Here is a 24,900-nt window from a genome sequence, read left to right as displayed (position 1 = left end):
GACATACCCCGAAAGATCCGGACGCCTCAGGCGCCGGCTTCCGTGGCGACGAGCTGCCAGTTCGGATCGCGGCTGCCCAGGGTGCGAGCGAAGGTCCACACGTCCGGCACCTCGGCCACCGCTTCGGCATTGCCGTCGATGACCTTGCCATCGGGGCTGCGGGTCGCGGTGATGAGGTGCGAGAGGAACCGCACGGTCACCTGCGCCACGCGGTTGCGCACGTCGACGGCCACGATCTCGGCCTTGTCGAGGGAGACGAAGGTGGTCTCCACCGTCTCCTGGCGCGATTCGCGGGCGGTGATCTCACGCTCGAAACCCTCGCAGACCTCCTTCGAGAGCAGGCTGCGCAGGGTCTTGCGGTCCCCCTTGGCGAAGGCGATCACGATAGCCTCGTAGGCGCCCTTGGCACCTTCGACGAAGGCGCGCGGATCGAAGTTCGGCTCCACCTGGACAACGGCTTCGAGCCCGTGGGCGACGGCCGAGCCGGGCTCTGCGATGCCGCGCCAGTCGCGCGCTTCGGCGATGGCGGCCGGTGCCGAATCGGGCTGGGGCTGAGGCCGGTCGGCACCGGGCAGACGCACGACGTTGTCACCCTCCGCCCGAGCCGGTGATGCCGGATTGCGATTGCGGTCCACCGGCTTGAACGGCGAGCGCTCGGTTCCGGTCTTCTGACCCAGCACCGAACGGAGCCGCCAGATGACGAACACCGCGAGTGCCAGGAAGATCAGGGTCGTCAAATCGAAAGAATCCTGCATCACCGATCCGATCGTGGCCGTCGCACGACATACTTGTTCGAGGGGGCTCCCGAAATCCCGCCGCTGCGTCCTTTAACGGAGCGCCGCGCAAGGATCGAGCCGGAGAATCCGAGGCTTCCGCCCGGAATGTAGGGGCGCGACCCAAGAGGTCAGCCCGCATATGGGACTCCCCGCGCGCTGTATCCAGGCAGGGAGGAGCCATGCCGGAGGCCTCAGGGTCAAGAGCGGATCATGAAGTCCGGAGACGGCTTGGTTTCGCGGCTCGAACCCGGCGCGTTGCCGCTCGTCTTGTCGGAGGTGGCCCAGCGTGTTAGCGCGCTGTCGCTCGGAACCGGCCCTGCGACGATCGGACGATACGCCACGTCAGTGAATCGCCGAGGTGCCCCGAAGGACCCCGCGAAAGAGGACGAGAACGCCATGGCCGATACCCCGGCACCAAACGGCAACGGCGCGGCTCCCGCCGAAGACCAGACGCCCGCCATCAACGCGCTGGCCCAATACGCCAAGGATCTCTCTTTCGAGAACCCGAATGCGCCGCGCTCGCTCCAGCCGCAGGAAAGCGGCCCGCAGATCAACATCCAGGTCAACGTCAACGCCAAGCAGCTGGCCGAGGCCGATTTCGAGGTCGAGCTCACCCTGGAAGGCGATGCCAAGATCAACAATGAGGTGCTGTTCGCGTTCGAGCTGAACTATGCCGGCATCTTCCGCATGCGCAACATTCCGCAGGACCAGCTCCACCCGGCGGTGATGATCGAGTGCCCGCGCCTGCTCTTCCCCTTCGCGCGCCAGATCATCGCAGAGGCCGTGCGCAACGGCGGCTTCCCGCCCCTCTATATCGATCCGATCGATTTCGTCGGCCTCTACCGCCAGAAGGCCTTCGAGGCGCAGAACCAGCAGGCTGACCAGACCGGTCCTCTCGCCTCCTGATTCGCGCCCACCGTCGCTTCGCGATCCTGACGATACACGCCCCTCCGCTTCGGCGCCGGGGCGTTTTCTTTCGAGCACGCGACATCCCACCGTCTTGAGAGCAGCGGCCTTCCGCGCCCGACGGACGCCTCGACCGGAGGCGGGATCAGCCGCCCCGATAGGATGCGGCGAGGGCCCGCAGGGCTGCCTGAGCGCGTGCGTCGACGGCCCGGGCATGGAGCGTCACCGTCGAGACCGGCAATTTGGGGAGACGTCGTGGCGTCCCTCACCCTCCGTCCTGACGATGGCGGCATCGATCTCGCCCCTTTCGAACTCCGTCATGAGATCGTGCGACGGCGCGATCCGCACCTCCAACACCAGACCGCTGCCGTCGATCCCGAGGCGCCGCAGGTCGCGCCGGCAAGGACGCCGCCTATCACAAGGCCCTCGTGGCCGGCATCTACGCCGCCATGCGCGAGACCTTCGCGGTGCCGGAGAACGATCTGTTCACCGTGATCCACGAACACACGGATTCGGCCTTCGCATACGATCCGGCCTATCTTGAAACCAGCCGCGATGACGACCTCGTGGTGATCCAGATCACCGCCAACGACACCCGCGACACCGGCCAGAAACGGGCCCTGTACGGGGGCGATCGCCCGCAACCTCGCGGCCGATCCGAAGGTGCGGCTGGAGAACCTGTTCATCAACCTCGTGGAAGTTGCACGTGAAAACCGGTCGTTCGGCAACGGCGCGATGCAGTACGGGCCGGTCGCCGCAGGGAGCCTGATCATCCGGAACCGCACCCGGGGGCGAAGGTTGGCCGGCGAGAGATCGAGGAGCTTCCCGCCGGATGGCCAAGGCCGATAGACGCACGCTGACCGTGAGCGAACCCCGCTCCGTCCCGTGGCTCGGCATCCTGCTGGGCTACGGACCGATGCTGCCCTTCGCGATCGGCGCGGCTCTCGCCTGGTGGCGCCGCGACGATCTCGGTGAGGCGATCCTCTATCTCACCATCCTGTGGGGATGTGCCATCCTGCTGTTCCTGTCGGGCGTGCGCCGCGGCGTCAGCTTCCGTACCGAGGGCGGTCCGACCTTCATCCAGATCGCCACCATGCTGGGCCTGTTCAGCCTCGGCTTCATCGCCCTGGTCGCGGCCTCCCTCGGGCAGACGGTGACATCGCTGGCCCTCCTCATCGCCGGCTTCACCACCGTGGCAATCCTCGATCCGCTGGCTGCCCGCACCGGGGAGGCGCCGCTCTTCTTCGCGCGGCTGCGCCCGACGCAGATCCCCATCGCCATTCTGAGCCTGTGCGCCCTGCTGGCCCTGAAGCTTTGACCCCCGCGCTTGCCGCTCGGGAGCGCCCGCGATAGAGCCCGCCTGACATCGACAGCCCGAACGCAAAGCGAAATCACCATGGCCAAGGCCGAATCCGCGAAGGCCGACACCCTGAAGGCGCGCCTGCCGCGCGGCTTCGTCGACCGCCGCGCCGACGAGATCGCCGCGCAGCACCGGATGCTGGAGACGATTCGCCAGAGCTTCGAGCTCTACGGGTTCGAGGCGCTGGAGACCCCCTTCGTCGAGTACACCGAGTCGCTCGGCAAGTTCCTGCCCGACCTCGACCGCCCGAACGAAGGCGTGTTCTCGTTCCAGGACGACGACGAATCCTGGCTGTCGCTCCGCTACGATCTCACCGCGCCGCTGGCCCGCCACGTGGCCGAGCATTTCGACGCGATCCCGAAACCCTATCGCAGCTTCCGCGCCGGCTACGTTTTCCGCAACGAGAAGCCAGGTCCGGGCCGCTTCCGCCAGTTCATGCAATGCGATGCCGACATCGTCGGCGCGGGCTCCGTCGCGGCGGATGCCGAGATCTGCATGCTGATGGCCGATACGCTGGAGAAGCTCGGCCTCTCCGGCCAGTACGTCATCAAGGTCAATAACCGGAAGGTGCTCGACGGCGTCATGGAGGCGATCGGCCTCGCCGGCGAGGACAAGGCCGGGCAGCGCCTCACCGTGCTGCGCGCCATCGACAAGCTCGACCGCCTCGGCGTCGATGGCGTGCGCCAATTGCTCGGCGAGGGCCGCAAGGACGAGAGCGGCGACGTCACCAGGGGGGCCGGGCTCAGCCCCGACGCCATCGAGCGCATCCTCGCCTACGTCTCGTTCCAGGCGGCACCCGATTCCGAGGGCGACCGGATGGCATTCTGGGAGCAGTTCTTCGGCTCGTGGAGCGACGTCGTCGGCTCCTCAGAGACCGGCCAAGAGGGCATCGCCGAGCTGCACGCGATCATGCGGCTCTGCGCGGCGGCGGGCTACGGCCACGACCGCATCCGGGCCGACCCTTCCGTGGTGCGCGGGCTCGAATACTATACCGGCCCGGTCTACGAGGCGGAACTGACGTTCCCCGTCACCAACGAGGACGGCCAGACCGTGCGGTTCGGCTCGGTGGCCGGCGGCGGCCGCTATGACGGCCTCGTCGGGCGCTTCCGCGCCGAGCCGGTGCCGGCCACCGGCTTCTCCATCGGCGTCTCGCGCCTGATGTCGGCGCTGCAGCTGATCAAGAGTCCCTTGCTGGAAGGCACCGCCAAACCTGGCCCGGTGGTGGTGCTGGTCCTCGACCGCGACAACATCGCCGATTACCAGCGCCTGGTGGCGCGCCTGCGCGAGGCCGGCATCCGGGCCGAGCTCTATCTCGGCGGCTCGGGCATGAAGGCGCAGATGAAATACGCCGACCGGCGCGGCTCCCCCTGCGCCATCATTCAGGGCTCGAACGAGCGCGAGGCCGGCGAGGTCCAGGTGAAGGACCTGATCGAGGGCGCCAGGGCGGCCGGCGCCATCGCCAGCAACGCCGAATGGAAAGCCGCCCGCCCTGCCCAGTTCTCGGTCAAGGAAGACGAGATGGTCGAGCGCGTCCGCGAGGTGCTGGCCCGGCATTTCTGAGAACGGCGGCTTCGCCTCATCCTTGCGCTGGGTCCCGGCTCACCTTCCGCTGCGCTGCAGGCGGCCGGGAAAGGTGGCGCTTGGATGGAAGAGGGCGGCGGTCTGACGATGCTTCACCCTCTGGACCCGCTCCCCTTTCCCGGACGCCCGAAGGGCGATCCGGGACCCAGCCAGCGGCACTCTCCGTCCACGCCTCGGCGAGGTTGTATTGTCTGTCGCGCGCAATCCCTGCTAATCCGCAATCCATCAAGTGGCTGGAGGCGCGATGGATGGGGCCGGCGGGGTTCGTCTACATCCTGGCGAGCCAGCGAAACGGCACGCTCTATACCGGATCGACCACCGAGCTCGGCCGACGCGTATGGGAGCACAAGACCCGTCTCAAATCCGGTTTCACCAGTGACTACGCCGTGACGAATCTCGTCTGGTATGAAACCTATCCGCATGTGAGCTTGGCCCGGCAAAGGGAGTACGCGCTCAAGCGCTGGCGCCGTGCCTGGAAGATCGCTCTCATCGAAGCGATGAACCCGGACTGGCGCGACCTCTACGATGATCTGAACGTGTAGAACGGCGGCTTCGCCTCATCCTTGCGCTGGGTCCCGGCTCACCTTCCGCTACGCTGCAGGCGGCCGGGAAAGGTGCCGACTGGATGGGGAGGGCGGGGTCTGACCGACGCTTCGACCCCTCCGGCCTTGCTCCCCTTTCCCGGACGCCCGAAGGGCGATCCGGGACCCAGCCAAAGGACTGCGTCGCGCCAGCGACACGATATCAGACCGACAGCGCGAGCCGCGCGGCGGCCCGGCGCAGGTCGCTCGCCGGCTCCGCCCCATAACGCTTCTCAAAGGCTTCCTGCGCCCGCTCCCAAAGGGGCAGCGCCTCCTCCATCCGCGCCAATCCCGCCGCGGTGAGGGTGAGAGACCGGGTCCGGCCATCCGGTCCCGGACCGGCGGCGACGAGGCCGTCCCGGGTCAGGGGGCGCAGGGCGCGGCCCATCGTGGTCCGGTCCATCACCATGATCTCGGCGAAGGCGTTGATGGAGATCGGCCCGGCCCGGCCGAGACTGCGCAACAGGCTGTACTGGCTGGTACGCAGGCCTGTGGGCGCCAGATGCTGGTCGTAGAGTTGCGTCAGCCGCCGCGACGCTTGGCGAAGGGCGAGGCAGTGACACGGCGAGATCGGCGCCGGCTGGTCCATCGCGACAGGTCCTGAAGATGCGATCACGGGGGTGCGAGTGAGATGCTTGTCTAAAGGGTGCATATGCGCCTAAGCAATCGTCTCACCACGCGCACCGGCAAGCCGCCTTCACGGCCGGTCGTCGCGCCGGACCACCATGCGGGACCCCGAAGAGGCCGTATGTCCAACGCCACACCCTTCGGCTCGCTGTCGAACTCCGTCGCCGCGCCCCTTGCCCGCCGCAACGTTCACTATGGCTGGGTCGTCGCGAGCGTCACCTTCCTCACCATGCTGGTGACTGCGGGAGCCGTCGGCGCACCGGGCGTGCTGATCCTGCCGCTTCAGAAGGAATTCGGCTGGGACACGGCGACGATCTCCTCCGCGCTCGCCGTCCGCTTCGTCCTGTTCGGTCTGATGGGTCCCTTCGCCGCCGAACTGATGAACCGCTACGGCCCGCGCCGCATCGTGCTCCTGGCGCTTCTCCTCATCGCCGGCGGGCTCCTCGCATCCCTGTTCATGAGCGAGGTCTGGCAACTCGTCCTGCTGTGGGGCGTCGTCGTCGGCATCGGGACGGGACTCACCGCCCTCGTCCTCGGCGCGACCATCGCGACCCGCTGGTTCTCGCGCTCGCGCGGCCTCGTCATCGGTCTCCTCACCGCGAGCTCGGCCACGGGCCAGCTCATCGTGCTGCCGCTGCTCGCGGCCCTGACCGAGCAGCTCGGCTGGCGCGCGGCGCTCCTCGTAATCTGCGGCCTGTTGCTGACGGTAGGCCTCGCGGTGATGGCGTTGATGCGTGATCGCCCGGAGGAGATGGGGCTGGCCCCCTACGGCGACATCGCCGCCGCCGGTACGGTTCCGGGACCGGCGGTCATGGCCGGCAGCGCACTCGGAGCGCTACGGGAGGCGTCGCGCACGGGCGTGTTCTGGGTGCTGTTCGCCACGTTCTTCATCTGCGGGGCCAGCACCAACGGGCTGATCCAGACCCATTTCATCCCCCTCTGCGCCGATTACGGCATCGGTCCGGTGCAGGGTGCGAGCGTGCTCGCGGCCATGGGCATCTTCGATTTCATCGGCACGGTCGCGTCCGGATGGCTGTCGGACCGCTATGACAACCGCTGGCTCCTGTTCTGGTATTACGGCCTTCGCGGCCTCTCGCTGATGTTCCTGCCCTTCTCGGATTTCTCCTTCGTCGGCCTTTCCGTCTTCGCCGCCTTCTACGGGCTCGACTGGATCGCCACGGTGCCGCCCACCGTGCGGCTCACTGCCTCCCGGTTCGGCCGCGAGAAGGCGAACCTCGTCTTCGGCTGGGTGTTCGCCGGGCACCAGCTCGGGGCCGCCACCATCGCCTACGGCGCCGGCCTGTCGCGCACCGCCCTGTCGAGCTACCTGCCGGCCTTCTTCGCCGCCGGCGCCCTGTGCATCCTCGCGGCCGTCCTGGTCCTCACCCTGTCGCGTCCGGGCGAGCGGCGGGATGGGGTGCCGGCCGGTCTCCCGGCACGGGGGTAGCACATGCGGTGGTCAGAGAATCCGCAGATGCGTGCGCGGCCCGAGGCGCCGCAGAAGCCGGACGAGGTCCGTGCGCTTCACCGCCACGCAGCCTTCCGTCGGGAGGTATCCCGACCGCGCCACGTGGAGAAAGATCGCCGAGCCGCGGCCCGGCCGGATCGGATGGCGATTGTAGTCGAGATCGACAACGAGGTCGTAGAGGCCGTCTTCCCGCCACATCGCTTCCGCGCTCACGCCGGGAGCCGGCAGGGTGATCGGGCGGTTGTAGCGCCGGTGGTGCGGCTCGTCGCACCAGCCGTCGCTCCGTCGCGTCGGGCGCAGCGCCAGCGCCGTTCGTGGACGCGCGCCGAAATGGTCCGGGCGATAGGCTCCGGCCAGGAGTCGGAAACGGCCCCGTGGGGACCGGCCGTCCCCTTCCCGCTTGACCTGACCGACGCCCGAGCGGCCGAGTGCGCAAGGGATGATCGTGCCCGCGGCGAGAATCTGCCCTCGGGTCGGGTCGCCCACGAGCCGTCGGACGCGGATCTGGGCGAGAGTCGTTCGGATCTGGAGTCTGGAGATCATGGTCGCCTTATCGCCCGGACGAACCGGGCCGGACCAGCCCCAGACGAACCAGCCCGAGACGTGCCGGCTCGACAGGGGCGACTATGCTCGAAAGACGATCCCGTGCGAAACTTTTTCGGCTTTCGAACCGTCCGGGACGTGCGAAGTCGGCCTTCGTCCCGAACGCGTTCAAGGTTCTGACATAAAAGGTCCTTCACTCTGTTGTTTACGCTGGCGGCCGGCGCCTCGGCCGTCTCTCAAGATTTGGGGATCTGCCCATTCGGGCGCATCCCGGTTGCGTGTGAAAGTATATCGGCCGATGTCGACCATCCATCGCCTGCTCATCTGCGACGACGACGAGTCGTTGCGTGAGACCTTGATCGAACAGCTCGATCTCTATGAAGAGTTCGTCATCCTCAGCGCCGAGGATGCGAAGAGCGCCATCGCCCGCGTGGCGGAGGATCGGATCGATCTCGCGATCATGGATGTCGGCCTGCCCGACATGGACGGGCGCGAGGCGGTACGGGCCATGCGCCGCAACGGGTATCGCGGCCCGGTGATCATGCTGAGTGCGCAGGATTCCGAAGACGACATGGTGGAGGGCCTCGAGGCCGGCGCCAACGACTATGTCGCAAAGCCCTTCAAGTTCGCCGTGCTGCTCGCCCGCATCCGCGCCCATCTGCGCAGCCACGAGGCCAGCGAGGACGCCGTCTTCCAGATCGGCCCCTACACGTTCCGCCCCGGCGCCAAGCTCCTCGTCTGCGAACGTGGCTCGAAGCTGAAACTCACCGAGAAGGAGACCGCGATCCTGCGGTTCCTCTACCGTGCCGGCCGCGAGGTGGTGGCGCGCGACACGCTGCTCGCCGAGGTCTGGGGCTACAACGCGCAGGTCACCACGCATACGCTGGAGACGCACATCTATCGCCTGCGCCAGAAGATCGAGCCGAACCCGGCCATCACCGCCATCCTGGTCACCGAGGGCGGCGGCTACAAGCTGCTGCCCTGAACCTCAGGCGGCCGCTGCCGGCCGGTCATCGCTGGGCCTGTAGAAGGCGGCGATCTCGCGGATGAGATCGCGCTGCTGCTCGTCGACGAGATCGGACAGGATCTCTTCCTCGTGCCTGTCGATGACCGACACCAGCCGGATATCCGGATAGCTGCCTTCGAAGATCACCAGGACTTCGGTCTGGGCGTAGGGATCGTTCGGATCCAGGCAGAAGTGATTGGCCACCGCTCTATCCGTCTTCGTGTCGGTCGGGAGACGCGTGTATCCACCGGCTTCATGACACCTGTTCGATCGGTGTGATGCGTGGCGAGCCCACTTCCGGCGATGCGGGCGGGATTTCCTCCCCTGCCCGCCATCGGCTAAGGCTTGCTCGGCCGGAGAGACGTCTCCGTCTTGCGGGAGCGGGTGGCATTGGGACTCGACGACGACATCGCGATCCTGGCGGCGGCCCCCCTGTTCGGCTTCATGGAGCGCGATGCCCTGCGGCTGCTCTCCTTCGCCGCCGAGCGCCGCAACCTGATGCCGGGAGATGTCCTGTTCGCCCGGGACGAGCGCACCGATGGCGGCTTCGTGGTCATGTCGGGGACGATCGAGGTCGCGTCGCGCGTCACCGGCGGCGAGCCCATCGCGGTCGGCCGCTCCGCCCTGATCGGCCGGATGGCGCTGTTCCTGCGCGGTGAGCGGCCCAGCGATGCCCGCGCCGTCACGTCGGCGGAGGTCGTCCGCATCACCCCGACGCTGATGCGTCGCGTGCTCGAAGAGTTTCCCGATGCCGCCGATGCCATCCATGCGGCTCTCGCCGACGATCTCACCGAACTGACGAGGGGGCTCGACGGCGTGCGCGCCAGGATCGACGCCTCGTGACGGGGTGCTCCGCCTAGCACAGGCTCAGGGGAGGCGGAGCTTGCGAAGTCGGCCGAAAAGCCCGCACTCTCGCACGACCCCTCCCGGAGCTGCCGATGCGACCTCTCGTGATTCTCAGTCTCGCCTGCCTGCCGGCATCCCCGGCCCTGGCGGCGTTCCCGTGCGACGAGCTCTGGGGCGAGCGCAACGCGGTCTATGCGGAGGCCGGCTATTGCTTCAAGACCCAGCGCGGGATCGCGGCGTTCGGCAACGCCCAATGCCGATTCTCCGACATCCGTGACGTTCCGCTTTCCGCCCGGGATCGGGCGAAGGTCGCCGAGATCGTGCGCGAGGAAGCCCGCAACGGATGCCGCGACTGAGGAAGCCGCAGGCGTTGAGGGCCGGTGCGGTGCGACCGACGCCCTGCGGATGATTTCAGGGAAGGTGACCCTCCGACCCGGGATATCCGGGCCGGAGGATGTCGTGGCCTAAGAGCTCAGCTGGTCGCGGATCGGCAGCTGGCGGATGCGGCGGCCGGTGGCGGCGAAGACCGCGTTGGCGATGGCCGGTGCCACGGGCGGGACGCCCGGCTCGCCGACGCCGCCGAGCGGACGGCTGTAGTCGCTGGTCTGAATCAGATGGACGTGCAGCTCCTTCGGTGCGGCGTCGAGACGGGTGATCTCGTAGCCGTCGAAGTTGTTCTGCTGCGCACGTCCGTCCTTGAAGGTGATCTCGGCCGATAGAGCCAGACCCATCCCCATGACGACCGCGCCCTCCATCTGCGACCGGATGCGCTCCGGATTGACGTGCGGTCCGCAATCGACGGCGATGTCGATGCGCTTCACCGAGACCTCGCCCTTGGCACCCACCTCCACCTCGGCAGCGACCGCGGTGTGGGTGACGAAGCTGTAATGCCCGGCAATGCCGAGGCCCCGTCCCTTCGGCAGCTTGCGGCCCCAGCCGATCCCCTTGGCCGCCGCCTCGATGACCCCGCGCAGGCGCGCGGTCTCGATCGGGTAGCGAGCGGGATCCTCGCCGTAATTCCACACGTCGCCGATGCTGGTGGGATCGATCACCCGGTCGGGGCCGATCAGCGCCAGAAGGTATTCCTTCGGGTCCCGACCCGCCGCATGCGCGAGTTCAGCCACGAAGGACTGGATCGCGAAGGCGTGCGGGATGTTCGAGACCGAGCGGAACCAGCCGATCCGCACATGCGCATCCGCGGCCGGGTTCTCCAGGCGAATGTTGGGCACGTCGAACGGCGTGTTGGTGAGCCCCATCCCGAGTTCGAAGGGCAGCTCGTTCTTGGCGCCGGCCGCGAAGATCGAGCCGATCGTCGGAGCGGCCGAACGGTGGAGCCAGGCCACCGGCATGCCCTTGGCGTCGAGGCCCGCTTCCAGGCGTTCCACCGAGATCGTGTGGTAATAGCCGTGATGGAGATCGTCCTCGCGGGTCCAGGTGAGCTTGACCGGCGCGCCATCGACGGCCTGCGAGCACAAGGCCGCCTCGACCACGTAATCGGGCTTCGACTTGCGGCCGAAGCCGCCGCCGAGCAGCGTCACGTTCACCCGCACCTTGTCGGCGGGCAGGTTGAGCTTCTTGGCCAGGCGGTCATGCGTCGCCTGGGGAGCCTGGGTGCAGGCCCAGGCCTCGCAGAACCCATCCTTGATCCGCACCGTGGCGGCCGGCGGCTCCATCGGGGCCTGGACGAGGTGGGGCACGAAATACTCGGCCTCGATCCGCTGTTTGGCCTTGGCCATGGCACCGTCGACGTCGCCCTGGTTGCGCACCACCTTGCCGGGGGCACGCGCCGCCTTCTCCAACTCGCCGCGGAAGGCGACGGAGTCGTAATGGGCGTTGGGGCCGTCGTCCCAGGTGATCTTCAGGGCCTCGCGGCCCTTCATCGCCGCCCATGTGTTCTTGGCGATGACGGCGACGCCGCCGATCGGCTGGAACTCGGACGGGATCTCGGGAGCGTCGATCTTGAAAACCTTGACCACGCCGGGGACCTTCATGGTCTCGGCATCGTCGTAGCTCGCCACCTTGCCGCCGAAGACAGGCGGGCGGGCGACGAGGGCGTAGAGCATCCCATCGAGGCGGATATCGAGGCCGTAGATGGCCTTGCCGGTGGTGATGTCGCGGTTGTCGATGAGGCCGATCTTGCCCTTGCCGATATACCGGAAGGCCTTGGGGTCCTTCAGGGTCACGCTCTCGCGGGCTGGCACGGCGAGTTCGGCGGCGGCTGCCGCTACGTCGCCATAGCCCAGGGTCCGCTTCGACTTCGCGTGGGTGAGGACGGAGTTCTCGGCCTTCACCTCGGAGGCCGGCACGCCCCATTGCTTGGCGGCGGCCTGGACCAGCATGGCGCGGGCCGCAGCACCCGCATGGCGCAGATGCGGGAAGAAGTGGCGCAAGCTGCGCGAGCCGTCGGTGTCCTGGTTGCCGAACCGGGCCTCGTCGCCCCAGGCCTGGGCGACCTTCACCTTGGCCCAATCGGCCTCGAGCTCGTCGGCCACCACGAGGGCGACGGAGGTACGCACGCCCTGGCCCATCTCCGAGCGATGGCAGGTGATGGTCACGGTGCCGTCGGGAGCGATGGCGACGAACACCTTGGGGTCGTCCTGCCACCCATGCGGCATGGCATCGGCGCCGAACTTCTTCGGCTCGTCCTTCTTGTCCTCGGCCCGCGCGGAATCGCGCCAGGAGAGGGCGAGGACCAGGGCGCCCATGCCGCCGAGCATGGCGCGGCGGCTGACATTGGCGATGGCGCTGGGAGCTTCGGGCGTCGCGGTGGCGACATCGGCCGAGAGATCGGCCATGAGCTTGGCTTCGTGGATCACAGGCGCTCTCCCTTGTTGGCGGCCGGCGCGTTTCCGGCGGCCTGATGGATCGCGGCGCGGATGCGCGGATAGGTGCCGCAGCGGCAGAGGTTGCCGCTCATGGCCTCGTCGATCTGGTCGTCGTTGGGCTTCGGGGTGTCCTTGAGGAGGGACGCCGCCTGCATCATCTGCCCGCACTGGCAATAGCCGCACTGCGAGACGTTGAGGTCGCGCCACGCCGCCTGGACCGGGTGGTTGCCGTCGGGCGAGAGCCCTTCGATGGTCACCACCTCCTGGCCCTCGGCCGCGGAGACGGGGGTGACGCAGCCGCGAACGGCGGTGCCGCCGAGATGGATGGTGCAGGCGCCGCACAGCGCCTGACCGCAGCCGAACTTGGTGCCGGTGAGGCCGACTTCGTCGCGCAGGAACCAGAGCAGCGGCATGTCGGGATCGCCGTCGAAGCTGCGTTCAGCTCCGTTCACGGTGAGTTTGATCATCGGTGTATCCTGTCATCGATCAGGCCACGGACCGGTCGAGATCGGCTGTCCACCAATCCGTCGGGGTCGCGAATAACCTCGGAGGTCGTCGTTCAGGCGCGGAGGGCGCGCGACGTCGTCGCCGTCCCGCATCGAAGCGTGCCTGAGGTGCGGCAGCGGATCCGGCGCCCCTCGACAGGGAGCCGTCGCAGTGCACGAAGCCCCCACGCCCCGTACCTCATAATGAATCCAATTAGACGGTGCGGGTGCTGCGGTGCAACGGTTAGCAGCCACGGGCACCACTTCCGTGAAGCTCGGCCATGGGTCCGGTGTGCTGTTGCGCACAATACGTGTTCGACCCGTGCGCCGTGGTCCGTCTTCACGCGTTATCTAGGCCGCTCTACCGGCGTCGTGCCCGCCAAGCTCGGTCACGAGTGTCATCGTCCGAATCGACCCGGACGTCTCCAGGGGGACGCAGCGTCGTCCTTCCTCGGGCTCAGGTCTCGACCAGCCCGGAGCTCGACCCGCTCGCTTCGGAATCCCCGCGCCCGTGCGGGAGTGCGAGGTATTCCGACGAGCGCATCTCGATGAGGCGGGAGACGGTGCGATCGAACTCGAAAGCCTCCCGGCCCTCGGTGGCCGTGTAGAGGCCAGTCGGCTCGGCCGCGGCGGAGGCGATCAGCTTCACATGAGCGTCGTAGAATGTGTCGACGAGGGTGATGAAACGCTTGGCCTCGTTGCGGTTCGCCTCGCCCATCACCGGGATGTCCGAAAGGATCACTGTCTGGAAAGAGTGGGCGATGGCCATGTAGTCGGAGGCGCCCAGAGGCTGGGCGCAGAGGTCGGCGAAGCCGAACCGGGCGACGCCGGCGGCTTCCTCCGGCACCGCCACCTCGCGGCCCTTCACGCGGATCGTGGCGGCCTTGCCCTTCGCCTTCCCGGTGAGGCCCTTGAAGGCCTGGGCGAGAGCGGCCTCGGCCACCTCGTCGGCGGGCACGTGGTAGACCGAGGCGCCGCCGAGCTTCTCCAGGCGGAAATCCGTGCGGGAATCGAGGCGCAGGATGTCGACGCGGCTCTTCAGTTCGGCCACGAAGGGCAGGAACAGCGCCCGGTTCAGCCCGCCCTCGTAGAGCCGGTCCGGCTCGACGTTGGAGGTCGCCACCACCGTGACTCCACGCTTGAACAGGGCTCCGAAGAGCCGCCCCAGAATCATCGCGTCGGCGATGTCGGTCACGGTGAATTCGTCGAAGCAGAGCAGGGTCGCCTCGTCGGCCAGCGCGTCCGCCACCACCGGGATCGGATCGTCGCCCTTGGCCGTGCCCGCCTTCAGGGCCTGCCGGTGGGCGTGGATGCGCTCGTGCGCGTCCGACAGGAAGCCGTGGAAATGAACGCGGCGCTTCGGCCCCGGGGCGGCCTCGTGGAACAGGTCCATCAGCATGGTCTTGCCGCGCCCGACCGAGCCCCAGATGTAGAGGCCCTTGGGCGGACCCTCGCTGTCGCCGCTGCGCCCGAACAGCCAGCCGAGCGCGCTGCCCTTCTTCGCCCGCCGGCGCCGGTCGAGATCCTGCACCAGGCGGTCGAGGGCACGCACCAGATGGATCTGGGCCGGATCGCGCTCGATGGCACCCGACGAGACCAGCATGTCGTAGCGCGCCGAGACCGGACCCGGAGGATTCGTGCCTCCCTGCGAACTGGCGGACGAAGCGGAACCGGACGGGGAATTCACGGCGATGACGACCTTGGATACGGAAGGGCGCGGCGACCGCGTCCCTATCGACAGGACCGACCCGACGACCCGTGTGCCGCGCGGAACCGGAGGGATCAAGCGGGGCACTCGGGCGGGATGACGTTTTGTTGCATTGCACAAAACAATCGGCGATGCCATCTGGTGGCCTCCTCGAGGGAGGTCACGCCCGGAGCCAGCGCAGTTGCGCGATGTCATCCGGAGCACGGCACCACGATGCCTGATACCATTCCGACCGGCCTGAACGTCCGGCGCCTCTGGCCCAGCGACCGTGCCATGGTCGAGGCCTATTTCCTGCGGCTCGACCCCGATACGAGAGCCAACCGCTTCATGGCCGCCTTGAGCGATGCGGCCGCCCTCGCCTATGCGGCCCGCGCCCTCAAGGTGGAGGGGCTTGTCTTCGGCGGTTTCGTCGAGGGGGAGTTGCGGGCGCTCGGCGAGCTGCGCCCGATGAATGGTCCGATCCCGGGTTTCGGCCTCGGCCGCGAGGCGGAGGCCGCCTTCGCGGTGGAGCGCGGATTCCGCCGCAACGGCCTCGGCCATGCGCTCTTCCGCCGGATCGTCGCGGCGGCGCGCAACCGTTCCGTCCGGGAACTGCATGTCCGCTGCCTCAGCCGCAACGCTCCCATGCGCCGCCTCGCCGCGAAGCTCGGCGCCGAGGTGACTCTGGCCGACGGCGAGGCGGAGGGGGCCCTGACCCTCGCACGCCGGACACCGATCTCGCTCTGGCAGGAGGGCGTGGACGAGGCCCTGGATTTCACCCTCGCTGTGGCCGCCGCCGCTGAGCCGCTGAAGCGGGCGGCATAACGGACCACGTGACGGATTGGCGGCGACCGGCGTCGGCCCTATCCTGCAACGACGACCGGGTAGGCTCCATCGGCCTCGTGCTCGGCCCGAACCCGCTTCGAGAAGACCGCCTCGCCATGAGATTCGTGCTTGTCGCCTGTGCCGTCCTGGCTCCAATCGCCGTCTCGGCGCAGGAGCGGCCGGCAACCCCCGCCATGCTCTGCGCCGACGCCCACGCCCTAGTGAGCCGGGTCGGCGCCATCGTGATGACGACGGGGCCGATCACCTATGACAGGATCGTCCGCGATGGCGGTTTCTGCCCACTGCCCGAAGCACCCAAGCCCGCTTTCGAACTGACGCGGGACGTCGCGAAATGCTTCGTCGGCTATGTCTGCCGCGACAAGTTCAACGAAGGCAGTACGCGCGACTGAGCGGCGGCATCGGCCGCCTTTACGGCCAAGCTGCCATCTTGCGGCCAAGCCTCGACCCGATCGCCGCCGCACGGTTCCCCTAGCAAGGTCCGATCGATCAGGATCGAGGGGGCCTTTTGCATGACCAATGCCGATGACCCGGCCCAGGATAGGCGCATCCCGGAGGGAAGCGCTGCGATCCGTCTGGAGCGATGCGTCGCGCATACGTTGCGCGTCATCGAGGCCGCCCGCGTCGAGCGCGAGGACGCTCCGGTGAAGGCGGCCCGCCGGCATCTCGCCGAGATCTACGGCGTGACCCGTCTGAGCCGGCGGCTGGAGCGTCGCAGAAACTCGGCCTGAATTCGGCGGCGTTCAGCGCTGTGGGCGACCCGGCTTGCCCGCGAGCCAGATGGTGTGACGGGCGCCGCTGGTGCCGTTGGCCCGGACCGGTACCTCGTCGACGGCAAATCCGGCCCGGCGAAGACGCTGGGTGAAGTGTCGGTCCGGATGCGCGGACCACACCGCGAGCACGCCTCCGGGCCGCAGCGCCGCCATGGCGGCGCCCAATCCCGCTTCGTCGTAGAGCCTGTCATTGGCCGGCCGGGTGAGGCCGTCGGGCCCATTGTCCACGTCGAGCAGGATCGCGTCGTAGGCGGAGGTGGCCGAGCAGATCGCCTCGACGATGTCGCCGATCCGCAATTCCACCCGGTCGTCGGAGAGAGCATCCGCCGACAGGGCGCTCAAGGGGCCGCGCACCCATTCCGCCACGTTCGGCACGAGTTCGGCGACGACGATGGCCGCATCCGGCTTCAGGGCATCGAGGGCGGCGCGCAGGGTGAATCCCATGCCGAGACCGCCGACGAGGAAGCGCACGCCCGCGCGGGCGCCGATCCGTTCCGCGGCGAGATGTGCCAGCGCCTTCTCCGAGCCGCTGAGCCGGCTGTTCATCAGCTCGTTATGCCCGAGCTGGATCGAGAATTCGGTGCCGCGCCGAAGCAGGCGCAGCTCGCCCGCATCCCCGGGGATTGGTGCGGTATCGACGACGATCCAGGGGATCATGGGCGGGATCGGGGGCAGGGCGACGACATGTCCACCCGGCTAGCATAGAGGCGGCGACGGATCACCCGACCTGCAGCGCGATCACGCCTTCCGGCATGGCGATGGTGGATGGATGCGAGCCACCCTGTCTTTCTTCCCTCTGCGAAGAAAGCGGCCAGCCAAAACGTACCGGGACCGTATCAGATTGCCGCTCTTGGGTTCCTGAAGGTGTCAGAAAGGGAGCTCTTTCACGAACCGTCACGCCTTCGTGCGATTTAGTGCATTATCAACGGTGATTTTCAGCCTCATAGACGAGGTGTAAGGAATTTTTATTCATCGTCGGAATGAGCGCAGTGAGCCCGATGGCCAACCATCTTTGCCTTGATCCCCATGATCCCTACGCTCAGGCGGAGGTTCTGGTCGTGTTCGAGGGGACACTTCCAGAGATCCGCCTACTGTCGGCCATCGATCAGGAGGGGGACGACATCCTGCCGGACCTCGTCGAGCAACAGAGGCGCGACCTGATCCAGGAGATCGCCGCCTTCCTCGATCCGGATTCCTACGGAGCGCGCGCGGCGGCCTGACCGCCGGCCTGCGCTCGGCATCCCTTGGGTGCCATCGCTCCCCGCGTTAGGGGAGCGATGGCGTCGGGACTAGAACAGTCCCTCGATCTGCCCGTTGGCGTCGAGATGGATGCCTTCGGACGCCGGGACCTTGGGCAGGCCCGGCATGGTCATGATCTCACCGCAGATCACCACGACGAAGCCCGCACCGGCCGAGAGCCGGACATCGCGCACCGAGATGAGGTGGCCCGAGGGTGCGCCCATCAGGTTCGGATCGGTGGAGAACGAGTACTGCGTCTTGGCCATGCAGACCGGCAGGTGGCCGTAGCCGTCCTTCTCGAACTGGGCGAGCTTGGTGGCGGCCTTCGATTCCACCTGGATGTCGGCGGCGCCGTAGAGCTTCGTCGCGATCGTCTTGACCTTGTCGGTGAGCTTGGTCTCGGTCTCGTAGGCAAAGGTCAGCGGCTTCTGCTCGCCTTCGGCCAGCTTGACCACGGCCTGGGCCAGTTCCTCGGCACCGGCTCCGCCTTCCGCCCAATGCTTGCAGGTGATCGCCTCGACGTCGAGCTTGTCGCGGCAGAGTTCCTTGAGCTTGGCGTGTTCCGCGTCGGTGTCGGCGTAGAAATGGTTCACGCCGATGACCACGGGCAGGCCGAAGCCGCGAACGTTGGCGACGTGGCGGGCGAGGTTGGCGAAACCCTTCTCCAGGGCTTCGAGGTTCTCGGAGCCGAGCTCCTTCTTCGAGACGCCGCCATGCATCTTAAGGGCGCGCACGGTGGCGACGATGACCACGGCCGAAGGCTTCAGCCCCGCCTGCCGGCACTTGATGTCGATGAACTTCTCGGCGCCCAGATCGGCGCCGAAGCCGGCTTCCGTCACGACGTAGTCGCCGAGCTTGAGGCCGGCGCGGGTGGCGATCACCGAGTTGCAGCCATGGGCGATGTTGGCGAAGGGGCCGCCATGGATGAGGGCGGGGTTGCCTTCCAGGGTCTGAACGAGGTTCGGCTGCAGCGCGTCCTTCAGCAGCACGGTCATGGCGCCCGTGGCCTTCACGTCGGCGAGAGTCACCGGCTTGCGGTCGCGGGTCTCGGCGATGACGATTCGGCCGAGGCGCGCCTCGAGGTCGTCGAGATCCTTGGCGAGGCAGAAGACGGCCATGACCTCTGAGGCCACGGTGATGTCGAATCCGTCCTCGCGCGGGAAGCCGTTGGCGACGCCGCCGAGCGACTGGGTGATCGAGCGCAGGGCCCGGTCGTTCATATCGACGACCCGGCGCCAGTGGATGCGGCGCACGTCGATGTTGAGTTCGTTGGCCCAGTAGACGTGGTTGTCGATGAGCGCGGCGGCCAGCGAATGCGCCGAGGTGATGGCGTGGAAATCGCCGGTGAAGTGCAGGTTGATCTGCTCCATCGGCACGACCTGGGCCTTGCCGCCGCCGGCCGCTCCGCCCTTCATGCCGAAACAGGGGCCGAGCGAGGGCTCGCGCAGGCACATCACCGTCTTCTTGCCGATACGGTTCAGCGCGTCGCCGAGGCCGACCGTGGTCGTGGTCTTGCCCTCGCCGGCCGGGGTCGGGCTGATGGCGGTGACGAGGACGAGCTTGCCCTCGGGCTTCGATTCCAGCGACTTGATGAAGGCGTGGTCGATCTTGGCGATGTGCTTGCCGTAATGGTGCAGCGCGTCGTCCGGAATCCCGATCTTCTCGGCGACCTGCGTGATCGGCTTCAGGGTCGCCGCGCGGGCGATCTCGATGTCTGAGGGCATTCGTCTCTCCCAGGTCTGTCGTCGCGATTGGCGTCGCGCTGGCGTTTGTTTAGGTGTCGTGGTCTCGTCGCCGGGCGCACCCTGCGAAGGTCCCCGTCACCGGGGATGTCTTGGGGCAGTCCCGGCCCTGGAGCCAAGCTCCGCCGCTGATATCACTTTGGTCGAAGGCGCAAGCAAAAGCGCCTCGGAATTTTTCAACCCACCGGCAAAATTTCATTTGAGATCGGGACGGTGCGCGCAAAATCCACTTCGCGAACCTCCGCGTCGCAGGCGGGGACAGGAGTTTCGATCAGCCCGTCATCGCCGTCGCCGTGTAGCCGGCCTGGTCCAGCGCCTCGGCGATCGTCAGGCTCTGGGCATCGGTGGTGAGGGCGACGCGGCCATGATCGAGGTCGACGACGACATGCGCTTGCGGATCGATCCGAAGAATGGCCCTGCGCACGGCCTCCGCACAGCCGTCGCAGGTCATGCCGTCCACCTGCATCAGCAGGTCCACCCGTCTCGCGTCCATCCGCCGTCTCCCGTCTCTGGGTACGTCCGGGATCTATGTAGAGCCAAATCCCGTGCCGCCGCGAGGGGCTACGGTGCGTCGGGCCGGAGCAGGATGCGAGACTGGCTGAAGCCAAGCTTGGAAGCTCATGCAACACATGGCAAAAAACCGGTTCATGCAGCCCGCACGAGTCTTGTGAGACCTCTCCGTCTCGGCGACAACCGGGGCCTGTCTCGATTCGCGATCGCCGCAACCGGGCCGTCGTGATCTCCATCGATCGTCGTGAGGGTAAGAGTATTCCGATGGCCCGGATCGTCGGCCGACGCACGGGTCCGTGGGTTCTGAGCCTCATCGGGTTCGTGGTCGTGGCGCCGCTCGCAGTGATCTCTCCCCTTGGCGGCGCCTTCGGATTGGCGGCCCTGAGCGGCCTCGTCGCCGTCCTGTCCGCGCGCCGGGCGCGGAAGCTCGACCTGCGCTGCGAAAAGCTGTCGGGCGAGGTCGATATCCTGTCGCAGCGCCTCGTACGCCTGGAGACGGTGGCGCGTCTCATCGCCGACCAGCAGATGCGGATTGAGCGTGCTCGCGTCGGCGAGACGGGTGCGATGACGGGATCCATGGACGACAGGCCGGCGGAGAATGCCTCGGTCTCGGCCGCCATCGAGGAGGTCACCACCGAGATCGGCCTGCTCAGCGGCATCGTCCGCGAACTCGCCGCCGTGGTCGCGACCCAGGACGGCGAGATCGCCCGCCTGAAGGAGACGCCGCCGCCCGCTCCGATTCCCTCACCGCCTCCGGTGGTCCGCAGGGTCCCCGTCGAGGGAGCGATCGCTCCACCGCCCTCTCTCGCCCCGAAGACCGAAGCGATCGGCACGCCCTGGGTGCCACGCTCCTGGCCGCCGCAGGAGCGCTCGGAGAACGCTGCCGACGCACCGCCCCCGGATCGCAGCCGGGACGCCGTCATGGTCGAGGCCTTCGGTGGCGACGGGCTCGAAGTCCATCTCCAGCCCATCGTCTCGCTGCCCCAGCGCAAGGTCGTCTCCTACGAAGCGCTGGCGCGCCTGCGCGTCGGTACCGATATCCTGAAGCCGAACCTGTTCCTGCCGGTCCTCGAACGGCACGGGCGGACCACCGAGCTCGATCGCCGCATGCTCCAGCTCGTCGCCACGGTGGCCCGCCACCTCGCCGGGCGCGGCAGCCAGGCGGTGGTGACCTACGCCCTGTCGCCGCGTTCGCTGTTCGAGCCCGGATTCCTGCGCACGCTGCCGCGGCTGCTCGCCGGCGAGCCCGACCTGTCGGGACGCCTCGTGATCGCGCTGCCCCAGTCGAGCTGGCGTAGCCTCGACGCCGAGCAGGCCGGAGCGCTGGCGGAGCTGCGCGGCCGCGTCGGCTTCGCCCTCGACCGGCCGGTGGACCTACGCCTCGATCCGCTGGCGCTCGCCGACCGCGGTGTCGGCCAGGTCAAGGTGCCCGCCGACCTCCTGCTTCGCCCCGGCTCCCGCCAGGCAATGCCCGACATCGCCCTCGACGACCTCGTCGCCTCCCTGTCCAGGGCCGGTATCCGGCTGGTGGCGGAGGCCGTCGAGCGCGAGAGCGACGTTCCGGATCTGATCGATCTCGACGTCCCGCTGGCGCAGGGCTCGGTCTTCGCCCCGGCCCGGGCGGTGCGGGCCGAGGTTCTCACCGCCGCGCCGCCACCGGCCTCCGTTCCGCCTGCGCCCGAACCCGCCGGCGAGGACCCGGAGCCGCCGCCCCAGCGCCGCCCGTTCCGCGACTTCCTCCGCCGGGCCGGCTGAGCTTCCGTCGGCCGGGATACCTGCCGCGTTGATTTCGGCGAACGGCCGGCTTAACCGGTCGGCCATCCCTCCTTGCCGCAATTCCTTGCCAGTCAGGCCAGCCTCATGAGCGAACCGATCGCGCGCGCGACGACGCAGATCCCGACCCTGAACGGGCTTTCCGCCGTCGCCGACCGCTACGACCTGATCCTGTGCGATGTCTGGGGCGTCCTGCATGACGGAACGCGCGCGCATGAGGGGGCTGGCGATGCGCTGATCCGCTTCCGCAACCTGAACGAGGACGGCCGCCGCCGCCGGGTCATCCTCGTCTCCAACGCGCCCCGTCCCTGGGCCGGCGTTCAGGTCATCCTCGACGGATACGGCGTGCCGCGCGAGGCCTACGATGCCATCCTCACCTCCGGCGACCTGACCCGCCGGCTGATCGCGGAGCATCCGGGCGAGCGCATCCACCATCTCGGGCCGGAGCGCGACGCGACGATCTTCGATCGCCTCGACATCCGGCTCGTGGGGGAGGCGCAAGCCGACCGCGTGGTCTGCACCGGCCTGTTCGACGATACCTGCGAGACGGCTGAGGATTACCGCGAGACCCTGGCCGGTTTCCGGGTGCGGCAGGTGCCGATGATCTGCGCCAATCCCGATCTCGTGGTCGAGCGCGAGAAGAAGCTGATCCCCTGCGCCGGCTTGATCGCGCAGGCCTATGCGGAGATCGGCGGCGCGGTGACCTATGCCGGCAAGCCGTATCGCCCGGTCTACGAGGCGGCGCTCGCCATGGCGGGGGATCTGAACGGCGGCAGCGCACCGGATATCACCCGGATCCTCGCCGTGGGCGACGCGTTGCGCACCGACATCGCCGGGGCGGCGGCCTATGGCATCCCGAACCTTCTGGTGGCGCGCGGCATCCATGCGGAAGAGCTCGGCGTCGTCGCCGATCACGACACGTTGGGCGATGTCGCGGAATGGCTCGCTGGCCAGGACGTTCGCCCCGACGCCGTCATCGAGCGGCTGGTCTGGTAACGCCCTCGAGCTTCGCGGACCTTGAGCTCCGCGACCTGAGGATCACGAGAACAAAGCGTCGATCTCGTCCTGGGCGGTGGCCGGTCCCTTGATCTGCGGTCCGTTGAGGAGCAGCAGCTCGGCGCGCACCCGGCGCTCCACTTCGGTCGGGTCGACGCCGCCCTCGTCCTTGGCCTTCACGGCGGAGGCGAAGCGCGACAGGCGCCCTTCGAGCTGGCGAAGGGATTCGCTGACTTTAGAGATGCGCTGCCCGGTAATGTCCTGGAACGTGCAGGCCTCGAAGATGTCGTTCATCCGCGCCTCGACGGCGGCACGGTAGTTCTTGTCGTCGGGCAGGCCGAGGATTTCCTCGGCCGCGGTCATGATCGAGTTCGTCGCGCCCGCCGTCGCCTCGACGACGCTGCCGAGTTCCTCATGCGCCATCGGAAGCCGGTCGCGGGTGAGCTCGTTGGCCCGCAGGGCGGCGATCTCCTTGCGGACATGGGCGATGTAGTCGGCGATGTCGATCAGCTCTCTGATCAGAGACGGCCGCACCGTCACCGGTGCCTTGCCGACCGTGCGTGCCTGTTCCGCCATGGCCATCGCCTATCGCTCCACGATCGTGCGAACCGCTGAAGAATAACGAGCGAATCTGCGGCTCAAGCGCCGCAGACAGCCTCGATCTTGCTCTTCAGGGTCGCTGCATTGAAGGGCTTGACGATGTAGTTGTTCACGCCGGCCTTCTTGGCCGCGATCACGTTCTCGGTCTTTGATTCGGCGGTGACCATGATGAACGGCGTGGTGCGCAGGGCCTCGTCGGCGCGGACGTGGCGCAACAGCTCGTATCCCGTCATCGGCTCCATGTTCCAATCGGAGATCACGAGACCGTATTTGCGGTTCTTCAGCCGGGCGAGAGCGGCGGTGCCGTCCGAGGCATCGTCGACCTCTTCGAAGCCGAGCTGCTTGAGCAGGTTGCGGATGATGCGGACCATCGTCTGATAATCGTCCACGACGAGGATCGGCATGCCGAGATCGAGGGCCATGGGTAGGGGTGCTCCGTCGGTGTATAGGGCCGGTGCGGCGCACCGCGAGCCGGTAAAGGGCAATGGTCTGGGGAAGCGCCGCCACGCGCCGCCTCTCATTCGGGAAAGTACCGCGATCGGCATTGCGAAGCGGTTAACTGCGCAGGGGATCGCGCATCCCGCTGCGATCTGGCCTCCGCTTCCCTTGACCCTTCCCCGGCTTTTCGACAGGTTCCGCGCGAATTCCCCACGGTCGCCGCTCCGGCCGCAGCTTTGTCGAGACCGCTTGAATCCGATGGCGCCTGCCGACGATCCTTCCGCGCGCCCCGGAGCCGGCTCCCCGTCGGGGCGGCCCTTCACGATCTGCCGCGAAGACGAGACGGTGCCGGCGATCCTCGCCGGGGCCATCGCCGCGATCGGCAATTTCGACGGTGTGCACCGGGGCCACGGCGCCCTGGTCGAGGCCGTCCGCGAGGAGGCGGACAGGCGTGGCGTCCCGGCGGTGATGCTCACCTTCGAGCCCCATCCGCGGGCCTATTTCGCGCCCGATCTGCCGATGTTCCGGCTGACGGGCCCCGTCGCCAAGGAGATCGTCTTCGCCCGCCTCGGGCTCGACGGCCTGATCGTGCGCCGTTTCGACGCGACCATGGCGGGGACGACCGCCGCCGATTTCGTCCATGGCCTGCTGAAGCGCGATCTCGGCCTCTCCGGCGTCGTGATCGGCCACGACTTCCATTTCGGGCGCGGACGCGAGGGCACGCCGGGCGTGCTGGCCCGGCTCTGCGCGGAGGCATCCCTGGATTGCCGGATCATTCCGGCCGTTTCCATCGGGGAGGGCGAGGCCCCGGTCTCGTCGAGCGCGATCCGCGAGGCCCTGCGGCTGGGCGACATCGCCTTGGCGAACCGGCTGCTCGGCTACCGCTGGTTCGTCTGCGGCGAGGTCCGACACGGCGACAAGCGGGGCCGCACGCTGGGCTATCCCACAGCGAACGTCGCCCTGCCCGATTGTGCGCTCGCCCACGGCATCTACGCCGTCCGCGTCGGATTGCCCGACGGCGCGGTACGGGACGGAGTGGCGAGCTACGGGCGGCGGCCGACCTTCGACGACGGCGCACCGCTGCTCGAGGTCAACCTGTTCGGGTTCTCGGGCGATCTCTACGGCCGGACCATCGCCGTGGAGTTCCTCGGCTACATCCGCGGCGAGGAGCGCTTCTCGGGGGCGGAGGCCCTGATAGCGAGGATGGACATCGACGCGGCCGAGGCACGCACCGTCATCGTGGCCGACCACGTTCCATCCATGATCGGCTGAATTCCGGCGACGTTCTGCTCGGG

General features: G+C 68.0%; 28 protein-coding genes. 16 read left to right on the top strand and 12 right to left on the bottom strand.

Annotated features, from left to right (window positions below):
* Window positions 1-26: 26 nt before the first annotated feature.
* Window positions 27-755: a Tim44/TimA family putative adaptor protein gene (locus tag ACFQ4G_RS02085; protein WP_238203174.1), complete on the bottom strand. Its 729-nt coding sequence runs from the start codon at window positions 753-755 to the stop codon at window positions 27-29.
* A 417-nt stretch (window positions 756-1,172) separates the two neighbouring features.
* Here ACFQ4G_RS02085 and secB point away from each other — a divergent pair, with 417 nt between their 5' ends.
* The 5 genes from secB (at window position 1,173) to ACFQ4G_RS02060 (ending at window position 5,165) form a co-directional block, all read left to right on the top strand.
* Window positions 1,173-1,682, top strand: a complete 510-nt coding sequence (gene secB / locus ACFQ4G_RS02080; RefSeq protein WP_238203172.1) for a protein-export chaperone SecB — start codon at window positions 1,173-1,175, stop codon at window positions 1,680-1,682.
* Window positions 1,683-2,110: 428 nt separating this feature from the next.
* Window positions 2,111-2,392: a tautomerase family protein gene (locus ACFQ4G_RS02075; RefSeq protein ID WP_238203170.1), complete on the top strand. Its 282-nt coding sequence runs from the start codon at window positions 2,111-2,113 to the stop codon at window positions 2,390-2,392.
* A gap of 122 nt (window positions 2,393-2,514) precedes the next feature.
* On the top strand, window positions 2,515-3,000 hold the full coding sequence (locus ACFQ4G_RS02070) for a DUF3429 domain-containing protein (protein ID WP_238203168.1): 486 nt from the start codon (window positions 2,515-2,517) through the stop codon (window positions 2,998-3,000).
* Between the two features lie 78 nt (window positions 3,001-3,078).
* On the top strand, window positions 3,079-4,602 hold the full coding sequence (gene hisS, locus ACFQ4G_RS02065; protein ID WP_238203166.1) for a histidine--tRNA ligase: 1,524 nt from the start codon (window positions 3,079-3,081) through the stop codon (window positions 4,600-4,602).
* 269 nt (window positions 4,603-4,871) lie between these two features.
* Window positions 4,872-5,165, top strand: a complete 294-nt coding sequence (locus ACFQ4G_RS02060; RefSeq protein ID WP_238203164.1) for a GIY-YIG nuclease family protein — start codon at window positions 4,872-4,874, stop codon at window positions 5,163-5,165.
* 202 nt (window positions 5,166-5,367) lie between these two features.
* Here the strand turns inward: ACFQ4G_RS02060 and ACFQ4G_RS02055 are convergent, their stop codons facing one another.
* A complete protein-coding gene (locus ACFQ4G_RS02055; RefSeq protein WP_238203162.1) occupies window positions 5,368-5,793 on the bottom strand; it encodes a MarR family winged helix-turn-helix transcriptional regulator in 426 nt (141 codons plus the stop codon).
* Window positions 5,794-5,952: 159 nt separating this feature from the next.
* On the opposite strand from ACFQ4G_RS02055, the gene ACFQ4G_RS02050 reads away from it, so the two are divergent.
* Entirely contained in the window at window positions 5,953-7,278 is a 1,326-nt protein-coding gene (locus ACFQ4G_RS02050; protein WP_238203160.1) for an MFS transporter, read from the top strand.
* Window positions 7,279-7,290: 12 nt separating this feature from the next.
* Here ACFQ4G_RS02050 and ACFQ4G_RS02045 read toward each other — a convergent pair whose 3' ends face one another.
* Complete coding sequence (locus ACFQ4G_RS02045) at window positions 7,291-7,842, bottom strand: L,D-transpeptidase family protein (RefSeq protein ID WP_238203158.1); 552 nt, start codon at window positions 7,840-7,842, stop codon at window positions 7,291-7,293.
* A gap of 298 nt (window positions 7,843-8,140) precedes the next feature.
* Here ACFQ4G_RS02045 and ACFQ4G_RS02040 point away from each other — a divergent pair, with 298 nt between their 5' ends.
* Window positions 8,141-8,827: a response regulator transcription factor gene (locus tag ACFQ4G_RS02040; RefSeq protein WP_238203148.1), complete on the top strand. Its 687-nt coding sequence runs from the start codon at window positions 8,141-8,143 to the stop codon at window positions 8,825-8,827.
* 3 nt (window positions 8,828-8,830) lie between these two features.
* On the opposite strand, the gene ACFQ4G_RS02035 is transcribed toward ACFQ4G_RS02040, so the two are convergent.
* Entirely contained in the window at window positions 8,831-9,052 is a 222-nt protein-coding gene (locus ACFQ4G_RS02035) for a hypothetical protein (RefSeq protein ID WP_238203147.1), read from the bottom strand.
* A gap of 186 nt (window positions 9,053-9,238) precedes the next feature.
* Here ACFQ4G_RS02035 and ACFQ4G_RS02030 point away from each other — a divergent pair, with 186 nt between their 5' ends.
* Both ACFQ4G_RS02030 and ACFQ4G_RS02025 read left to right on the top strand, forming a co-directional pair.
* Complete coding sequence (locus tag ACFQ4G_RS02030; RefSeq protein ID WP_238203365.1) at window positions 9,239-9,691, top strand: cyclic nucleotide-binding domain-containing protein; 453 nt, start codon at window positions 9,239-9,241, stop codon at window positions 9,689-9,691.
* 95 nt (window positions 9,692-9,786) lie between these two features.
* Window positions 9,787-10,050 (top strand): YARHG domain-containing protein, encoded by a 264-nt coding sequence (locus tag ACFQ4G_RS02025; RefSeq protein WP_238203145.1) that lies wholly within the window; start codon window positions 9,787-9,789, stop codon window positions 10,048-10,050.
* A 108-nt stretch (window positions 10,051-10,158) separates the two neighbouring features.
* On the opposite strand, the gene ACFQ4G_RS02020 is transcribed toward ACFQ4G_RS02025, so the two are convergent.
* The 3 genes from ACFQ4G_RS02020 to zapE form a co-directional block, all read right to left on the bottom strand.
* Window positions 10,159-12,510: a xanthine dehydrogenase family protein molybdopterin-binding subunit gene (locus ACFQ4G_RS02020; protein ID WP_238203143.1), complete on the bottom strand. Its 2,352-nt coding sequence runs from the start codon at window positions 12,508-12,510 to the stop codon at window positions 10,159-10,161.
* Window positions 12,507-12,986, bottom strand: a complete 480-nt coding sequence (locus ACFQ4G_RS02015; RefSeq protein WP_238203141.1) for a (2Fe-2S)-binding protein — start codon at window positions 12,984-12,986, stop codon at window positions 12,507-12,509. The genes ACFQ4G_RS02020 and ACFQ4G_RS02015 overlap by 4 nt, the downstream gene beginning before the upstream one ends.
* A 475-nt stretch (window positions 12,987-13,461) precedes the next feature.
* Window positions 13,462-14,607 (bottom strand): cell division protein ZapE, encoded by a 1,146-nt coding sequence (zapE, locus tag ACFQ4G_RS02010; RefSeq protein WP_238203364.1) that lies wholly within the window; start codon window positions 14,605-14,607, stop codon window positions 13,462-13,464.
* A 318-nt stretch (window positions 14,608-14,925) separates the two neighbouring features.
* On the opposite strand from zapE, the gene ACFQ4G_RS02005 reads away from it, so the two are divergent.
* From ACFQ4G_RS02005 to ACFQ4G_RS01995, 3 genes are all read left to right on the top strand, one after another.
* Window positions 14,926-15,516 carry a GNAT family N-acetyltransferase gene (locus ACFQ4G_RS02005; RefSeq protein WP_238203139.1) on the top strand — a complete coding sequence of 197 codons (591 nt, stop codon included), beginning with the start codon at window positions 14,926-14,928 and terminating at the stop codon, window positions 15,514-15,516.
* A 116-nt stretch (window positions 15,517-15,632) separates the two neighbouring features.
* Entirely contained in the window at window positions 15,633-15,926 is a 294-nt protein-coding gene (locus ACFQ4G_RS02000) for a hypothetical protein (RefSeq protein ID WP_238203137.1), read from the top strand.
* A gap of 120 nt (window positions 15,927-16,046) precedes the next feature.
* The gene (locus tag ACFQ4G_RS01995; protein ID WP_238203135.1) at window positions 16,047-16,265 is read left to right on the top strand and encodes a hypothetical protein; all 219 of its coding nucleotides are present in this window, start codon (window positions 16,047-16,049) and stop codon (window positions 16,263-16,265) included.
* 12 nt (window positions 16,266-16,277) lie between these two features.
* Here ACFQ4G_RS01995 and ACFQ4G_RS01990 read toward each other — a convergent pair whose 3' ends face one another.
* A complete protein-coding gene (locus tag ACFQ4G_RS01990; RefSeq protein WP_238203133.1) occupies window positions 16,278-16,964 on the bottom strand; it encodes a spermidine synthase in 687 nt (228 codons plus the stop codon).
* A gap of 341 nt (window positions 16,965-17,305) precedes the next feature.
* Here ACFQ4G_RS01990 and ACFQ4G_RS01985 point away from each other — a divergent pair, with 341 nt between their 5' ends.
* On the top strand, window positions 17,306-17,527 hold the full coding sequence (locus ACFQ4G_RS01985; RefSeq protein ID WP_238203131.1) for a hypothetical protein: 222 nt from the start codon (window positions 17,306-17,308) through the stop codon (window positions 17,525-17,527).
* 69 nt (window positions 17,528-17,596) lie between these two features.
* Here the strand turns inward: ACFQ4G_RS01985 and ACFQ4G_RS01980 are convergent, their stop codons facing one another.
* Complete coding sequence (locus ACFQ4G_RS01980; RefSeq protein ID WP_238203128.1) at window positions 17,597-19,270, bottom strand: formate--tetrahydrofolate ligase; 1,674 nt, start codon at window positions 19,268-19,270, stop codon at window positions 17,597-17,599.
* Between the two features lie 289 nt (window positions 19,271-19,559).
* On the bottom strand, window positions 19,560-19,781 hold the full coding sequence (locus tag ACFQ4G_RS01975) for a heavy-metal-associated domain-containing protein (RefSeq protein ID WP_238203126.1): 222 nt from the start codon (window positions 19,779-19,781) through the stop codon (window positions 19,560-19,562).
* A gap of 281 nt (window positions 19,782-20,062) precedes the next feature.
* On the opposite strand from ACFQ4G_RS01975, the gene ACFQ4G_RS01970 reads away from it, so the two are divergent.
* On the top strand, window positions 20,063-21,553 hold the full coding sequence (locus tag ACFQ4G_RS01970) for an EAL domain-containing protein (RefSeq protein WP_238203124.1): 1,491 nt from the start codon (window positions 20,063-20,065) through the stop codon (window positions 21,551-21,553).
* Window positions 21,554-21,658: 105 nt separating this feature from the next.
* Window positions 21,659-22,567: a TIGR01459 family HAD-type hydrolase gene (locus ACFQ4G_RS01965; RefSeq protein WP_238203122.1), complete on the top strand. Its 909-nt coding sequence runs from the start codon at window positions 21,659-21,661 to the stop codon at window positions 22,565-22,567.
* Window positions 22,568-22,609: 42 nt separating this feature from the next.
* Here ACFQ4G_RS01965 and ACFQ4G_RS01960 read toward each other — a convergent pair whose 3' ends face one another.
* Both ACFQ4G_RS01960 and ACFQ4G_RS01955 read right to left on the bottom strand, forming a co-directional pair.
* Entirely contained in the window at window positions 22,610-23,149 is a 540-nt protein-coding gene (locus tag ACFQ4G_RS01960) for a protein phosphatase CheZ (protein WP_238203113.1), read from the bottom strand.
* A 56-nt stretch (window positions 23,150-23,205) separates the two neighbouring features.
* A complete protein-coding gene (locus ACFQ4G_RS01955; protein ID WP_018046001.1) occupies window positions 23,206-23,589 on the bottom strand; it encodes a response regulator in 384 nt (127 codons plus the stop codon).
* A 274-nt stretch (window positions 23,590-23,863) separates the two neighbouring features.
* On the opposite strand from ACFQ4G_RS01955, the gene ACFQ4G_RS01950 reads away from it, so the two are divergent.
* On the top strand, window positions 23,864-24,877 hold the full coding sequence (locus ACFQ4G_RS01950) for a bifunctional riboflavin kinase/FAD synthetase (protein WP_238203111.1): 1,014 nt from the start codon (window positions 23,864-23,866) through the stop codon (window positions 24,875-24,877).
* The last annotated feature ends 23 nt before the right edge of the window (window positions 24,878-24,900 follow it).

The organism is Methylobacterium marchantiae (assembly GCF_042679825.1).
Lineage (GTDB): Bacteria > Pseudomonadota > Alphaproteobacteria > Rhizobiales > Beijerinckiaceae > Methylobacterium > Methylobacterium marchantiae.
This window is presented reverse-complemented; position numbering and strand designations above follow the sequence as displayed.

What these genes read in the sequence shown, in the direction of transcription:
- ACFQ4G_RS02045 (WP_238203158.1), bottom strand. Translation starts at nt 7,842, where the DNA reads ATGATCTCCAGACTCCAGATCCGAACGACTCTCGCCCAGATCCGCGTC.
- ACFQ4G_RS01970 (WP_238203124.1), top strand. Translation starts at nt 20,063, where the DNA reads ATGGCCCGGATCGTCGGCCGACGCACGGGTCCGTGGGTTCTGAGCCTC.
- ACFQ4G_RS02000 (WP_238203137.1), top strand. Translation starts at nt 15,633, where the DNA reads ATGAGATTCGTGCTTGTCGCCTGTGCCGTCCTGGCTCCAATCGCCGTC.
- ACFQ4G_RS01990 (WP_238203133.1), bottom strand. Translation starts at nt 16,964, where the DNA reads ATGATCCCCTGGATCGTCGTCGATACCGCACCAATCCCCGGGGATGCG.
- secB (WP_238203172.1), top strand. Translation starts at nt 1,173, where the DNA reads ATGGCCGATACCCCGGCACCAAACGGCAACGGCGCGGCTCCCGCCGAA.
- ACFQ4G_RS02005 (WP_238203139.1), top strand. Translation starts at nt 14,926, where the DNA reads ATGCCTGATACCATTCCGACCGGCCTGAACGTCCGGCGCCTCTGGCCC.
- ACFQ4G_RS01960 (WP_238203113.1), bottom strand. Translation starts at nt 23,149, where the DNA reads ATGGCCATGGCGGAACAGGCACGCACGGTCGGCAAGGCACCGGTGACG.
- ACFQ4G_RS02015 (WP_238203141.1), bottom strand. Translation starts at nt 12,986, where the DNA reads ATGATCAAACTCACCGTGAACGGAGCTGAACGCAGCTTCGACGGCGAT.
- ACFQ4G_RS01995 (WP_238203135.1), top strand. Translation starts at nt 16,047, where the DNA reads ATGACCAATGCCGATGACCCGGCCCAGGATAGGCGCATCCCGGAGGGA.
- ACFQ4G_RS01975 (WP_238203126.1), bottom strand. Translation starts at nt 19,781, where the DNA reads ATGGACGCGAGACGGGTGGACCTGCTGATGCAGGTGGACGGCATGACC.
- ACFQ4G_RS02055 (WP_238203162.1), bottom strand. Translation starts at nt 5,793, where the DNA reads ATGGACCAGCCGGCGCCGATCTCGCCGTGTCACTGCCTCGCCCTTCGC.
- ACFQ4G_RS02070 (WP_238203168.1), top strand. Translation starts at nt 2,515, where the DNA reads ATGGCCAAGGCCGATAGACGCACGCTGACCGTGAGCGAACCCCGCTCC.
- ACFQ4G_RS01965 (WP_238203122.1), top strand. Translation starts at nt 21,659, where the DNA reads ATGAGCGAACCGATCGCGCGCGCGACGACGCAGATCCCGACCCTGAAC.
- hisS (WP_238203166.1), top strand. Translation starts at nt 3,079, where the DNA reads ATGGCCAAGGCCGAATCCGCGAAGGCCGACACCCTGAAGGCGCGCCTG.
- ACFQ4G_RS02085 (WP_238203174.1), bottom strand. Translation starts at nt 755, where the DNA reads ATGCAGGATTCTTTCGATTTGACGACCCTGATCTTCCTGGCACTCGCG.
- zapE (WP_238203364.1), bottom strand. Translation starts at nt 14,607, where the DNA reads ATGCTGGTCTCGTCGGGTGCCATCGAGCGCGATCCGGCCCAGATCCAT.
- ACFQ4G_RS02050 (WP_238203160.1), top strand. Translation starts at nt 5,953, where the DNA reads ATGTCCAACGCCACACCCTTCGGCTCGCTGTCGAACTCCGTCGCCGCG.
- ACFQ4G_RS02040 (WP_238203148.1), top strand. Translation starts at nt 8,141, where the DNA reads ATGTCGACCATCCATCGCCTGCTCATCTGCGACGACGACGAGTCGTTG.
- ACFQ4G_RS01980 (WP_238203128.1), bottom strand. Translation starts at nt 19,270, where the DNA reads ATGCCCTCAGACATCGAGATCGCCCGCGCGGCGACCCTGAAGCCGATC.
- ACFQ4G_RS01985 (WP_238203131.1), top strand. Translation starts at nt 17,306, where the DNA reads ATGGCCAACCATCTTTGCCTTGATCCCCATGATCCCTACGCTCAGGCG.
- ACFQ4G_RS01950 (WP_238203111.1), top strand. Translation starts at nt 23,864, where the DNA reads ATGGCGCCTGCCGACGATCCTTCCGCGCGCCCCGGAGCCGGCTCCCCG.
- ACFQ4G_RS02060 (WP_238203164.1), top strand. Translation starts at nt 4,872, where the DNA reads ATGGGGCCGGCGGGGTTCGTCTACATCCTGGCGAGCCAGCGAAACGGC.
- ACFQ4G_RS01955 (WP_018046001.1), bottom strand. Translation starts at nt 23,589, where the DNA reads ATGGCCCTCGATCTCGGCATGCCGATCCTCGTCGTGGACGATTATCAG.
- ACFQ4G_RS02025 (WP_238203145.1), top strand. Translation starts at nt 9,787, where the DNA reads ATGCGACCTCTCGTGATTCTCAGTCTCGCCTGCCTGCCGGCATCCCCG.